We start from the raw sequence: 12880 nt of genomic DNA, 5'->3' as shown, positions 1-12880 counted from the left end.
CAGCGCCCCGGACCACCGTATCGGCCCGGGGCGCTCCCTCCCGTCACGGGGAGGTTGCGATGATGTCGCGCGCAGCGGCCGGTCTCATGCGGAGCGGGTTCCCAGACGGAACGCGAACGTCTCCTCGCGCGCGGAGAGCACGTACTGCGGCAGCGGGATCGGACCGCACGCCGCCGAACCCACGCCCTGCAGCGCCGACGAGAGCGTCACCCAGGTGCGGCCGTCCGGACGCAGCGCCCCGTCGTGCGAGCGCGCATCGAGCTCGACGGTGGACCAGGGGCGCACCGCCAGTCCCAGCCCGGCCGGAGCCTGCAGCTCGAGACCATCGGCCGTGCCGCCGCTGAGCAGCGCCCGGACCACGTCCGCCCGATTGCCGTTCTCCTGCGGGAACACGTAGGGCACCTGGAAGTCCGCGAGGGTGGAGGACCAGGTCGCGAAGGTGGTGCCACCGCCGGTGTCCGGGTAGGACTCGTGCGGGCCGTACCCGGTGTACTCCACCTGATCGGGGGCCGACGGCAGGGCGAAGGTCCAGCCGATGCGCGGCAGCGGCAGGTCCTCGGGCCAGATCGCCGACGGCGACACCGTCACCTCGACGTCGACCCCGCCGCCGACCTCGACCCCGTCACTGCCGGAGCCCCCGGGGCCGCCCGCATCCGCGCTCCAGCGCTCGGTGACGTCCGCTCCCAGCGCCGAGCCGTCCAGGCCCAGCCGGCTGCGCACCACCAGGGTCGCGCCGTCGGCCGTGATCTCGACCAGGCGCCGCCTCGCGACGTCCAGCCCGATCCGCTTCCAACGGGCCTCGAGCGGGTAGTGGGTGCGGGCGCGCTCGTTGTCCACCGGCGCGCGGTACAGGTCCACCCCCGCGTGCTCGATCTCCAGCTCGCCGAGGCGCACGAGACGGCCCAGGTCGTCGAAGCGGGCCGGGCCCAGGGCCCAGCTGCCGTCCTCGTTCCGCTCCGGAGCGAGCGGGGTTCCGGCCGACGCGGTGACCGCGGCGCGGCGACGCTCGGCATCCACGTGGTCCGCGGCGACGATCAGGTGACCGGCCGGGACGGGGCCCTGGGCCTCCCGGGTGGTCAGCCGCACCGTGGTGCTCGGCCCGTCGTGCGTCGGGAGCGCCACGTCGAGTGCCTCGCCCGCAGCGATTGCGGGCAGCCCGAGCTCCTGCCAGCTCGCCTGGGCGTCCAGCGACACCTCGGCGCGCAGGTGGGCGAGAGAGGAGAAGGCGTAGCGGTTGGTGATCCGCACGCCGCCGGAGGAGACCTCGAGGCCCACGGGGGAGTAGTGGTGCTTCGCATCCAGGAGCGCGGGCGAGGGGGTGCGGTCCGGGAGCACGAGCCCGTCGGCCACGAAGTTCCCGTCGTGCAGGCGCTCGCCGAAGTCGCCGCCGTAGCCGTAGATGCGGTTGCCCTCGGCGTCGGTGGTCTCCAGGCCGTGGTCGATCCACTCCCAGATGAAGCCGCCGTGCAGGGCGGGGTGCTTCTCCGTGAGCTCCATGTACTCCTTCAGGGAGCCGGCGCCGTTGCCCATCGCATGGGCGTACTCGATCCACAGGAACGGCTTGGACAGCGCCGGCGGATTCGCGAAGTGGCCCTCCGGCACGTCGAGCGCGAAGCTGCGCAGCATGCGCGTGAGCTTGTCCTGGTACTCGGGGGAGAGGTCCCGGCGGCCGATCTGCTCGGACTCGTCGACCGTGGAGTACATCAGCGAGAACACGTCCACGTACTCCGCAGCGTAGTCCTGCTCGTAGATCACGGGGCGGGTGTCATCGGTGGCGCGCACGCGGGCGACCATCGCCTCGGTGACCGGACCGCTCGCGGCCTCGTTGCCGATGGACCACATGATGATCGAGGCGTGGTTGCGGTCGCGGCGCACGAAACGCTCCGAGCGCTCCACGAGCGACTCCTCGAACAGCGGGTTCTGCGCCGGTCCCTCGGCCGCGCCGGAGCCGTCCTCGCCCCACGTGGAATCGGCGTGGAAGCCGTGGGTCTCGAAGTCGCCCTCGCAGATCACGTACAGCCCCGCCTCATCGCACACCTCGAGGAACCGCTGGTGGGGCGGGTAGTGGGAGGTGCGCACGGCATTGAGGTTGTGCTGCTTCATGAGCGCGACGTCGAGGTCCTGGTTCGCCAGCTGCTGGGTGCGGCCCACCACCGGATCCGCCTCGTGGCGGTTCACGCCGCGGAACACGATGCGCTCGCCGTTGACGCGGAAGATCTCGCCGTCCACCTCGACGCGGCGGAAGCCGAGGCGCAGGGTCACGGTCTCGGAGTCGGTGCGCACGGTGACGTCGTAGAGATACGGGTCCTCGGCGGACCACGGCCGCACCTCGCCCACCTCGAGGGCGTCGGCGCCGGTGGGGGAGGCGAGCTCCAGGCCCGGGACCTCGAGAGTGGCGGGCAGCTCCGCGCCGTCGGCACCATAGGCGGTCGCGCGCAGGGTGCCGGTGCGGGTCGCGGGGTCGAAGTCCGCGACGGTCACGAGGTCGTGGATGCCGCCCGTGGGGCGCAGCAGCAGGTCCACGCTGCGGAAGACGCCCGAGGCCCACCACATGTCCTGGTCCTCGACGTAGGTGTTCACCGACCACTGCACCACGCGCACGTCGAGCCGGTGCTCGCCCGGGGCCGCGAGCGCCTCGGTGACGTCGAACTCCTGGGTGAGGCGGGAGCCGGCCGTCACGCCGATCTCGATGCCGTCGATCCAGATCTTCGCCGCCGAGTCCACACCCTGGAAGCGCAGCAGCACGCGGGCGCCGCCGGTGAGATCCCTGGCCCAGTCCTCGGGCACGGTCACGGTGCGCGAGTAGTGCCCGGTGGGGTTCTCGTCCGGCACGTGGGGGACGTCGCGCGGGATCGGGTAGATGACGTTGGTGTACTGCGGGGCGCCGTAGCCCTGCAGCTGCCAGAGCCCGGGCACCTCGATCTCGGCGCTCTCGCCGAGGTCGGAGCCGTCAGCCCGGGTCCCGTAGCGGAAGTCCCAGGTGCCGTCGAGGCTGAGCTCGCGGGCATCGGAGTGCAAATGGGCGCGGCCGCGCAGGCGGTTGCGGCCCGCGGGGAGCTCCTCCCACCAGCGGTCGGTCGGATCTGCGAGCGGCAGCGGCGTGCTCATCGGTGAGGTTCCTCCTGAAGTCTGGGCGGGACGTCCGGACACGTTTCGTGAACGTTCCCGTACCCCAGGTTACTCGGAGCGCGGAGCGGCTGTCGGTGCGTCCCCGGCAGGGTGCTCCTTCGAGAGCGCACGAGGCGTTGCACTGGTGTCGGTGGGCCCTGCTTGCTACGGTGTGCTACACGATGCCATGCGGTATCCGATCGCTAGAGAACGCCATGAATCGAGGGGCCATGTCCACGATCCCGCACCGCGAACTGCGCAACCACAGCGCCGAGATACTGCGTCGGGTCGAAGCCGGGGAGACCATCTCGATCACGAACAATGGCCGGCCGGTCGCTCGACTCGTGCCGTACTCCAGCTCGCCGCTCGACGCGCTGCGGGAAGCAGGCAGGGTGAGCGCCGCACGGCATGTCGATCTGACCGCGATCCCGGCGGCGCGCGGCGTCAGCAGCCGCGAGATCCTGGACGATCTGCGAGGCGAGGAATGATCGTCTACCTCGACACCTCGGCCGTGCTGAAGATCCTGATCGATGAGCCGGGCACGCAGGCGATGCGAGAGTCGTTCGAGGGGTGGCAGGCGAAGGGGGACGACGTCGTCTCCTCGTATCTTCTGCACACCGAGCTGCACTGCGCCGCCCGGCGACGAGGGTTCGTCGAGCCGCAGGTCATCGACGAGCTCCTCGCCGGCATCGGACTGATCGATCTCGACCGTTCGCTGCTCCTCGCCGCCTCCCGGATCCCGCACCCCCTGCGCAGCGCGGACGCCATCCACTACGCCACCGCGCTCTCGATCGATGCGGAAGTGCTGGTCACCTACGACACCGAGCTCGTGGACGCTGCTCACGGCGGCCCCCTCGCGCCCCTCAGCCCGGGGACCTGATCGGAGCCCTGCTGCTGCCTCGGTGAGGTGCTCAGCAGCCATCCGGCGGCGCTCGCCACGGGACGATCGCTGAGGGCCGCCGACCCGCGTCCCCCGCGCCGGTAGACTCCCTTCTCGTGACCACGACCGAGCCGAACCGGTGGACCGACCGCCGCAGCGACGCTGTCTCCGCGCGCAAAGAGGCCTACGAGCAGCTGCGCCGGGCAAGCACCTGGCGCCTGCTCGCGGCGACCAAGGCTCCCGCCGTGCTGGCGATCCTGCAGTCCGTGTTCCCGGCCGGGGACCGTCGGCTGGCGCGCAGCGAGCTCATCGCCCGCGTCGGCGCGCACCTCCCGCTGCTCCACGACGACGAGCCGGCCGCCGAGCCCACCGGCGGCGCCGCGTCGGACCCGGAGGCCGACGACTCGGATTCGGAGGCCGACGGCGCGGATCCGGAGGCCCGCAGCGGCCGCAGCGCCGCAGAGTACGTCGACGGCTGGGTGCGCGAGGGCTACCTCACCCGCCGTGACGACCCGCAGCACACCGAGACCACCTTCGAGCCGTCCCCCGCGACGATCGACGCGATCCAGTTCATCTCCTCCCTCGAGGAGCACCGGCCCACCACCACGCAGTCCCGCCTACAGCTCGTGGTCCAGCAGTTCGAGCGCCTCGCCCAGGAGACGGAGACCGACCGCGACGTGCGCCTGGCGGATCTGCAGCGCCGCCGCGAGGGAATCGAGGCCGAGATCCGGAACCTCGCCGAGGGTGAGCTCATGCTCCCCAGCGCCGAGGCCTCCACCGACCGCCTGCGCGACATCCTGCAGATCGCCGCCGAGCTCTCCGGCGACTTCCTCCAGTACCGCGAGGACCTGCGCGCCGTGGACCTCCACCTGCGTGAGCAGATCCTCTCCCCGGAGTCCTCCCGCGGCGAGATCCTCGAGCAGCTGCTCGCCGGGGACGACCTGCTGGGCCAGTCCACCGTGGGCCGCACCTTCACCGCGTTCTTCCGGATGCTCAACGACCCGGTCCAGACCCGCACCACGCAGGAGCTCGTGGACCGGCTCCTCGAGCGCGACTTCTCCCGCACCCTCCAGCGCAGCGAGCGCGAGAAGCTGGCCAACGTGTTCAGCGACCTCTATGAGCCCGCGCAGGAGGTGCTCGACGTCAAGACCGAGCTGTACCGCTCGCTGGCACGCTTCGTGCGCTCCCAGGACTTCCGCCAGCACCGCGTGCTGCTCGAGGCCCTGCAGGAGGCGCAGGGCGTGGCCCTCTCCCAGAAGGACGACGTCCCCACGCGCACCCCGTTCCCGCTCGAGCTGGACCTCTCCCGCGTGCAGCTGTCCTCCGTGGCCCAGCACCGGCTGAAGGATCCCACCGACCCCGGCGCCCCCGCCGAGGCCGAGGTGCACGATGCCACGTCGCTGAGCATCGAGGTGCTGCAGGATCTGGTGCGCACCAACGACATCGACATCGTGGGACTGACCGGTTCGGTCAACGAGGTGCGCGGGGTCAGCGGCCAGGCCTCGATCGGGGACGTGCTGCGGGCGAAGCCCGCCGATCAGGGGCTCGCCAGCGTCATCGGGCTGATGTTCCTAGCCACGAACTATGCGCAGGAGCGCGAGGGCTCCACGGAGATCGTCGGCTGGCAGGAGCTGGACGGCAACGAGTATGCCGCCCGGGTCCCGTCGTTCTACTTCCTGGACGACGTGCCCGTGGAGTGAGTCGCCCCGCGGCGTGACGTGCCGGTGGAGGGACGTCCCGGGGGAGCGACGTGCCGGTGAAGTGACGCGGCGTCTCACTCGGCGGTCGGCGCCGTCTCCCGGTGCGACCGGAGCGAATGGGCGAGGGCGACGAAGAGCAGTGCGCACCCCACATGGATCCAGAACACCGTCACCAGAGCGTGTTCCAGGTGCTCCTGCTCGGGTCCGGCGAGTGTCCAGAACAGGCCGCCGAGCAGTGCCACCCCGAGCGTCAGCCCGAGCTGCTGGACGGTGGCGAACAGGCCGCTGCCCACCCCGGCCGCCCACTGCGGTGCGCGCGAGAGCACCGTCTTCAGCACGGGACCGAACATGAGTGCCTGCGCGACGCCCAAGGGGATCAGCGCCCATTGCAGCGAGGCGATGTCATGGTGGCCCGTGCTGATCAGCACCGCGATCGCCGCGAGGATCACCGCCTGGGCGAGTCCGGCTGATGCCATGGTGAGCTCGCCGGCGGCCGGGATCAGCCGGGGCAGCGCCAGGGACGCGGCGATGAACGCGATGCCGAACCCGAGCACCAGCAGCGCCGGGCCCAGCGGGCCCATGGCGTAGCGGTGCTGGGCGAAGGCCGAGAGCTCGTAGAGGAAGGCCCCGTAGGTCATGAAGAACAGCAGCGTCATGAGCAGCCCGCGGCGCACCGGCGTCAGCCGCAGCACCGACGGCGGCACCACCGGTACCGTGCCTCGACGTTCGGAGCGACGCTGAAGCGCCCAGAACGCGGCGAGCAGCGCCACCCCGACCAGCAGCGAGACGACGGTCCAGGACGGCCAGCCGAGCGAGCGGCCGATCGTCAGCGGCACCACGATCGGCAGCAGGCTCGCGCCGAGCACGGAGGCGCCGATCGCATCGAGGGAGAGCGGGGCCGACGAGCGCGTGCGCGGCACGGTGCGAAGCCCGGCGACCGCGGTCAGGGCGATGAGCCCTGTGAGGATCTGCACGGCGCGCCACCCCAGGTGCTCCGGCAGCGCGTGGGCGACCGTGCCGGCCACGATCTGCCCCACCACCGTGCTCGCTCCGCTGACCGCGACGAACAGCATGAGGCCTCGAGTGCGGGCCGTGCCCGAGGAGGCAGACTGGATCGTCGCGAGCACCTGAGGAGTGAGCAGGCCTGCCGCGACGCCGAGCAGGACGCGCAGCGCGACGGTGGACGTCAGGTCCGGGACGAAAGCAGTGGCGACGCTGATCACGCCCACGCCGAGACCACCGATCAGGAGCAGGCGGCGTCGGCCCCAGCGATCGCCGAGCCGACCGGCGATGACCAGGGTCGCGGCGAAGGCAGTGGTGTAGGCGGCGAGCACGAGCTGCTGCCCGGCGGCGTCGGCACCGAGATCCCGGCCGATCGCATCGGCCAGCACGTTCACCGAGCCGAAGGTGAAGTTCACCGGGGCATAGGCGACCAGCAGCACACCCAGCCCCCAGGCGGTGAGCGACGATGCCCGCGGGGGAGCGGCCGAGCTCGTCGGAGCAGGAGGGTCTGCTCGGCCCGGTGGCACTGGAGCGGGAGGAGCGGTGAGGGTTTCGCAGGACATGGATGCACGGTCCCTGCGTGCGGATCCTGGAACCAGGAGCCTGCTCATACTGGTACCAGCACCACCTGGCAGGAACGGGCGCGACGTCGCACACTGGAGGGATGGAGAGCTCCGCCGAACGACGCAAGCAGCTGGGCGCCTTCCTCCGGGCGCGCCGCGAGAAGGTCACACCCGAGCAGGTGGGCCTGCCGCCGCTGGGTCGTCGCCGCACGCCGGGGCTGCGACGCGAGGAGGTCGCGCAGCTCTCAGGCATCGGCACCACCTGGTACACCTGGCTCGAGCGACGGGCGTCTCCGACCAGGTGCTCGAGGCCGTCGCCCGCGTGCTGCGGATGACCGACGCCGAGCGGCACCACCTGTTCGTGCTCGCCGATCGCGCCCCCGCCAAGCTCGGCCCGCTTTCGGCACTTCGCCCTGAGCACACCGCCCTGCTCGAGCAGCTGCTGCCCTTCCCGGCCGCGGTGCAGACCGATGCCTATGAGATCGTCGCCTCGAACCGGGCCTACCGATTCCTCTTCAGCGACCTCGATGCGCTGCCGGTCCAGGACCGCAACTGCGCCTGGCTGATGTTCACCGATCCCGTCTGGCGGGGCAGCCTGCCGAACGAGGATCTCGTGCTGCCCGAGATCGTCGCCCGGCTCCGTGCCCATCGGGCCGAGCATCGGGGCGATCCGCGATGGGACGAGCTCGTCGACCGCCTGCTTGCGCACTCCGCGGACTTCCGGGAGCTCTGGGAGGCGTACGAGGTGGCCGACGACCGACCGCACCTGCGCGAGTACGACTCCCCGCACGCCGGTCATCTGACCGTGCACTTCCAGAGCCTCTGGCTCGATCCGGACCGGGGATCCCGGCTCATCGTGATGGTCCCGGCCGACGAGGTGTCCCGGGAGCGGCTGGAGCGCTACTCCGCCCTGATCGAGGCCGCGCCGAGCTGGACCGCCCGGGACGACGTCGAAGCCTCTCGGGCCAGCTGAACCGACCGACCCGGGGCATGGAGTCGTTCAGGCGTGCAGGTCAGGGGGCGGGGTCGTCGTCCAGCTGCGCCAGGGGAGCCGCCGTCGCGCGGCGCAGCTCCGTCAGGTCCGCTCCGAACTCCGCCATCCGGCAGCCATGCCCATTGGGCTTCACGGTGATGCCCTCGGTCTCCCAGTACGGGAGCGCCCGGGCGAGCAGCGGATGGTCGCCCGAGGCGTTGGTGACGCGCCACCATGGCACGTCCGACCCCCAGGTGCGCATGATCCGGCCCACCAGGCGCGGTCCGACGCCGACGATCGCCCCCACCTCGCCGTAGGCGGCGACCCTCCCCGCGGGGATCGCCTCGACCACGCGCAGCACCCGCTCGACGGTGACGTCGTCCATACGGGTACGGGGGAGGCCTGGGGTCATGCGCCACAGTCTCGCACTGTGCCAGGCAGGGAGTCGGCGTCGTCGGCCGCCATGAACCGCCTTACGGGTTCACCTTATGACGCTCATTAGCTACCGTGTGCCCCATGATCCTCACCGGCCTCCTCATCGGCGCCGCGCTCGGCTACGTGCTGCAGCGGTCCCGCTTCTGCGTCACCGGCGCCTTCCGCGACATCTACCTCTCCCGCTCCACCCGCTACTTCACCCCGTTCATGCTGGCGATCGCCATCCAGGCCGTGGGCGTCGCCGCGCTCACCAGCGCCGGCGTGCTCGCCCCCGAGGCTGCGCCCTTCGCCCCGCTCGCCGTGATCGGCGGCGGGCTGATCTTCGGCGTGGGCATCATCCTCGCCGGGGGCTGCGCCACCGGCACCTACTACCGGGCGGGCGAGGGCCTGATCGGCTCATGGGTGGCCCTGGTCTTCTACGCCCTGTTCGCCGCAGTCATGAAGTTCGGCCCGCTGGGAGGCTTCACGGAGGCCGCCCGCGCACGCACCGTCGGCTCCGCCACGATCCAGGAGACCCTCGGCGTGAGCGTCTGGGTGCCGACGGTCGTCTTCGCCGGGCTCGTCGCCGCGCTCGTGGTGTGGCAGGTGCGCCGCAACGCCGCGCGCTCCGCGGGCCGGTCCGCCGTCTCCCTGCCGGCGCGTCGCACCGGGATCGGTCACTACCTCGCCGACATCCCCTGGAGCCCGTGGGTGGGCGGTGTGCTGCTGGGCCTGATCGCGATCCTCGCCTGGGTGGCCTCCACCGCCGCAGGCCGCAACGGTGGCCTCGGCATCACCACGCCGTCGGCCAAGATCGTCACCTTCCTGTCCACCGGCGACGTGACCCTCGTGGACTGGTCCGTGATGCTGGTGCTCGGCATCCTGGTCGGGTCGTTCATCGCTGCGAAGCTCGCCGGTGAGTTCCGGTGGCGCGTGCCGGACGCATCGACCATCCTGCGCAGCGCGGGAGGCGGCGTCGCGATGGGTGTCGGTGCGGCGCTGGCCGGCGGCTGCACCATCGGCAACTCCCTCGTGGAGACGAGCCTGTTCAGCTACCAGGGCTGGGTGTCGCTGATCGCGATCATCCTCGGCACCTGGGGCGCTGCCTGGTTCCTGCTGGTGCGCCCGCAGCGGGCCGCCGCCTCGAACCGTCCCGCCCCGGTGCTCACCCCCGCGGCCTGACCCGCGCCCCGCGTATCGAGCCCGTCGAACATCCCGATCCCACGACTACTGCCACTTCTCTCCAGGAGGACCCCATGGCCGCTTACACCCTCGAGACCAACGGCGCCGTCTGCCCGTTCCCGCTGATCGACGCGAAGAACGCGATGGAGCAGCTGACCACGGGCGATGACCTGATCATCGGATTCGACTGCACGCAGGCGACGGACTCGCTGCCGCAGTGGGCTGCTGAGGCGGGCCACGACGTGGTCGCCTTCGACCGTGCGGGCGAGGCCGGTTGGACGATCACCGTCCGCAAGGGCGCCTGACGCGTCGCGGGCTCACGCCTCACACGCGACTCACGCCTCACATGCACTGCGGGCCGGGAACCTCGGAAGGTTCCCGGCCCGCAGTGTGTGGAGCAGTGGAGGAGGTCAGCCGCGGAGGTCCGGGCCGTCCTCGTCCAAACGCTCGCCGTCGTCCAGGCGCTCGCCGTCGACTCCCTGGCCGCCGGCGTGACGGCCCCGCTGCGGATTCTCCCCGCGGGGGTCACGGAACTCCGGGGCGCTCGGCGGGACATTCCCGTCGGCGTCCTCGAAGCGCGGCTCCGTCTGGCCGCCGTCGTCCCGGGTGAGGGGCCGGCCCTCGTGCGGCTGTCCGGAATCGTCCGGGTTCACGGTCCGGATGTGCTCGTCGTAGCCGTCCTGCTGGAACTCGGCCGGCTCCGCCCCGTACTGACCCGCCCCGTAGGGCGAGGCCTGTCCGGGCTGCTCGCCGAAGCGTGCGGCCTCGGCATCCTCCCGCGAGGTGGGCTGCGCACCGGCTCCGGCTCCGGCTGCGCCACCGGCCGCCGCGCCGCCGGCATCGGCACCGGTCGGCGGAGCACCGGCATCGGTCGGCGCAGAGCGCTGCACCGGACGATCGGCCTGCTGTGCGGGGGCACTGCCGCCGCGGCCCTCGACGCTCCCGCGGTCCGCAGCCTCGGCGCGGCCCTGGGTGCTGGCCGCGTCGTCGTCGCGGTGGACGCGATCGCGGAGGGTCTCGTCATCCAGCGGCTCTCCCTGACGGGGACCGTCGGCGGCAGGAGCCTGCTCGGCGCGGACGTCCCGGCCGATCGGCTCCTCGCGCGGGGGCGCACCTGCGGTCCCGGCACCGGCGGCACCGACTCCCGCAGAGCCGGCACCGGGATGGCTTGAGCGGTCACGCTCGATCGGCTCGCCGCGGTCCTCGCGGGGAGCGAGCGGTTCCTGTGCACCGCGGCCCTCGCGGGACGCGGCAGCATCGCGGGTCTCGCGGGTCTCGCGGGTGTCGTGCGTTCCGCGGCCGTATGCGTCCCGATCCTCCCCACCGGGGGCAGCGGCAGCTCCGGCGCCGGCCGCGCCGGCTCCGCCGACAGCTCCGGCACCGGCGTCGCGGTGATCGGGGGAGCGGAGCGCATCCTCGTCGCGCTCCGGGGCACGCCGCTCAGGGGCCGCCCCTCGCTCGGGAGCGGGCTGATCGGCACGGTGCGCGCCGGGGTCGGCTCCGGCGGGGCCAGCGGCCTCACGCACCGGCTCACCACGACCTGCCTCGTCACGGACGGGGCCGTCAGCCTTGCGGCGACCGCCCTCGTGCGCGGCGGCACCGGCAGCGGCGCCACCGGCCACTGCGCCGCCTGCTGCGGCGCCACCGGCCGCGGCCCGACGGCCATCGGCGGGGGTATCGGGATCGAGCCGATCCGCCTCGGCGAGCTGCTCATCCACGGAGCTGCGCTCCTGCTCGACCGACGCACGCTGCTGATCGGCCTCCTGGCGGCGACGCTCGGCGGCCACCTGCTCCTGCTCGGCCGCCTTCGCCTTCTTCTCCGCGTCCAGACGGGCACGGTCGGCCTCGAGCTCGGACTCCTTCGCCGTCAGGTCGCGCTCCTGGACGGCTCTGTCCTTCGCCTGCGCTTCCTGCCGGAGCTCGTCGGCGCGCCGACGGTCTTCTTCCTGCTGCTGGGCCTTCCGGCGCTTCGAGGACTGCGCGCCCACCACGATCAGAATGACCAGGAGGACGAGCACTACCACGATGATTCCGATGAGGACGGGCAATGAGATGGGGAGGTCGTTCATCGTCGGCTCCTTGCTATCGGCTCCTCCGCTCGATCGAGCGGAGGGAATCCTGCTCTCGACACGATTGCACCAGATCTGCCGCCCGAACGCACGAAGTTCACCTCCACGGGTCTCGGCATGGCCTCGTTCACGTCCGTGATATCGCCGCCGGCGCGGGGTCGCCGGTAAGGTGAGTCCCTGTGACCAGCTCAGCGTTCCGCACCGCAGCCGACGATGCCCCGGACCCCGGCGAGGAGTCGCCGTCCCTGCCCGGCTCCGCGCTCGTGGACGAGTCCCGACGGGTGCTCGTGCACCTCATGCAGGGCCCGTTCCTCGACGGTCGGCGGGACCCCGCCCGCTACGCGCAGCTCCTGCGCGACCGGGCGGCGATCGAGACCCGGCTGGCCGATATCTTCCTCGAGCTGGTGGTGGACGACGACGCCCAGGTCGCCTTCGTGCGCCAGAGCGAGGCCGACGCCGACGCCCCGAAGCTGCTGCGCCGCCTGACCGGTCTGAACCGTCTGGACTCGGTGCTCCTGCTGGTCCTGCGGCAAATGCTGCTCACCCAGTCCTCCCGTGGCCAGCGCACCGTGGTCTCTGAGGCGGAGGTCCAGCAGGCGCTGGCCGCCTATCGCCGCACCACCTCCACCGACGAGGCCGGCTTCGCCAAGGAGGTGCGTGCGTCGATCGCCAAGATCCAGCGTGCGGGCCTGCTGGACGAGCAGGGCGACGACTACGAGGTCTCCCCGGTGCTGCGGCTCATGATCGGCCCGGACACCGCCCGCGAGTTCATCGCGCTGTACCGGGAGGCCGGCGTGGGCGGGCTCGAAGATCCGGCCGACGATGCGCAGGACGACGACGAGTCACCGACTCCCGCCGCGGGTTCCGAAGACGTCTGAGCGCGGCATGCGGCGAGCGTGCCGACCGGATGGTCAGGGCATGCTGATACCGAGACGTGACGCCAGACCGGAAGCCGACGCAGCTGACATTCCGGACGAGGACAGCGACAC

General features: G+C 71.9%; 12 protein-coding genes. 8 read left to right on the top strand and 4 right to left on the bottom strand.

The features are described from left to right. Positions 1-84: 84 nt before the first annotated feature. The gene (locus INT49_RS13495; protein ID WP_193118264.1) at positions 85-3108 is read right to left on the bottom strand and encodes a glycoside hydrolase family 2 TIM barrel-domain containing protein; all 3024 of its coding nucleotides are present in this window, start codon (positions 3106-3108) and stop codon (positions 85-87) included. 230 nt (positions 3109-3338) lie between these two features. On the opposite strand from INT49_RS13495, the gene INT49_RS21405 reads away from it, so the two are divergent. From INT49_RS21405 to INT49_RS13480, 3 genes are all read left to right on the top strand, one after another. Further along, positions 3339-3596: a type II toxin-antitoxin system Phd/YefM family antitoxin gene (locus INT49_RS21405; protein WP_193118263.1), complete on the top strand. Its 258-nt coding sequence runs from the start codon at positions 3339-3341 to the stop codon at positions 3594-3596. Beyond that, positions 3593-3988, top strand: coding sequence for a type II toxin-antitoxin system VapC family toxin (locus INT49_RS13485; protein ID WP_193118262.1), 396 nt, complete (start codon positions 3593-3595; stop codon positions 3986-3988). The genes INT49_RS21405 and INT49_RS13485 overlap by 4 nt, the downstream gene beginning before the upstream one ends. A gap of 116 nt (positions 3989-4104) precedes the next feature. Then, a complete protein-coding gene (locus INT49_RS13480) occupies positions 4105-5688 on the top strand; it encodes a DUF3375 domain-containing protein (protein ID WP_193118261.1) in 1584 nt (527 codons plus the stop codon). A 74-nt stretch (positions 5689-5762) separates the two neighbouring features. Here the strand turns inward: INT49_RS13480 and INT49_RS13475 are convergent, their stop codons facing one another. Beyond that, positions 5763-7253, bottom strand: coding sequence for an MFS transporter (locus INT49_RS13475; protein WP_193118260.1), 1491 nt, complete (start codon positions 7251-7253; stop codon positions 5763-5765). A gap of 101 nt (positions 7254-7354) precedes the next feature. Here INT49_RS13475 and INT49_RS21175 point away from each other — a divergent pair, with 101 nt between their 5' ends. Together INT49_RS21175 and INT49_RS13470 are read left to right on the top strand one after the other, a co-directional pair. Further along, positions 7355-7588 (top strand): helix-turn-helix domain-containing protein, encoded by a 234-nt coding sequence (locus tag INT49_RS21175; RefSeq protein WP_226850524.1) that lies wholly within the window; start codon positions 7355-7357, stop codon positions 7586-7588. Continuing rightward, the gene (locus INT49_RS13470; RefSeq protein WP_226850522.1) at positions 7585-8226 is read left to right on the top strand and encodes an MmyB family transcriptional regulator; all 642 of its coding nucleotides are present in this window, start codon (positions 7585-7587) and stop codon (positions 8224-8226) included. Before INT49_RS21175 ends, INT49_RS13470 begins: the two co-directional genes overlap by 4 nt. A 40-nt stretch (positions 8227-8266) precedes the next feature. Here INT49_RS13470 and INT49_RS13465 read toward each other — a convergent pair whose 3' ends face one another. Further along, positions 8267-8638: an MGMT family protein gene (locus INT49_RS13465; protein WP_404801951.1), complete on the bottom strand. Its 372-nt coding sequence runs from the start codon at positions 8636-8638 to the stop codon at positions 8267-8269. Positions 8639-8742: 104 nt separating this feature from the next. Here INT49_RS13465 and INT49_RS13460 point away from each other — a divergent pair, with 104 nt between their 5' ends. Both INT49_RS13460 and INT49_RS13455 read left to right on the top strand, forming a co-directional pair. Continuing rightward, the gene (locus INT49_RS13460; protein WP_226850520.1) at positions 8743-9822 is read left to right on the top strand and encodes a YeeE/YedE family protein; all 1080 of its coding nucleotides are present in this window, start codon (positions 8743-8745) and stop codon (positions 9820-9822) included. A 74-nt stretch (positions 9823-9896) separates the two neighbouring features. Then, positions 9897-10127, top strand: a complete 231-nt coding sequence (locus INT49_RS13455) for a sulfurtransferase TusA family protein (protein ID WP_096165342.1) — start codon at positions 9897-9899, stop codon at positions 10125-10127. 105 nt (positions 10128-10232) lie between these two features. Here INT49_RS13455 and INT49_RS13450 read toward each other — a convergent pair whose 3' ends face one another. Then, positions 10233-11891 carry a hypothetical protein gene (locus tag INT49_RS13450; protein WP_193118258.1) on the bottom strand — a complete coding sequence of 553 codons (1659 nt, stop codon included), beginning with the start codon at positions 11889-11891 and terminating at the stop codon, positions 10233-10235. 179 nt (positions 11892-12070) lie between these two features. Here INT49_RS13450 and INT49_RS13445 point away from each other — a divergent pair, with 179 nt between their 5' ends. Beyond that, entirely contained in the window at positions 12071-12769 is a 699-nt protein-coding gene (locus INT49_RS13445) for a DUF4194 domain-containing protein (RefSeq protein ID WP_193118257.1), read from the top strand. Positions 12770-12880: the final 111 nt, after the last annotated feature.

Source organism: Brachybacterium tyrofermentans (genome assembly GCF_014897585.1).
Classification (GTDB): domain Bacteria; phylum Actinomycetota; class Actinomycetes; order Actinomycetales; family Dermabacteraceae; genus Brachybacterium; species Brachybacterium tyrofermentans.
This window is presented reverse-complemented; position numbering and strand designations above follow the sequence as displayed.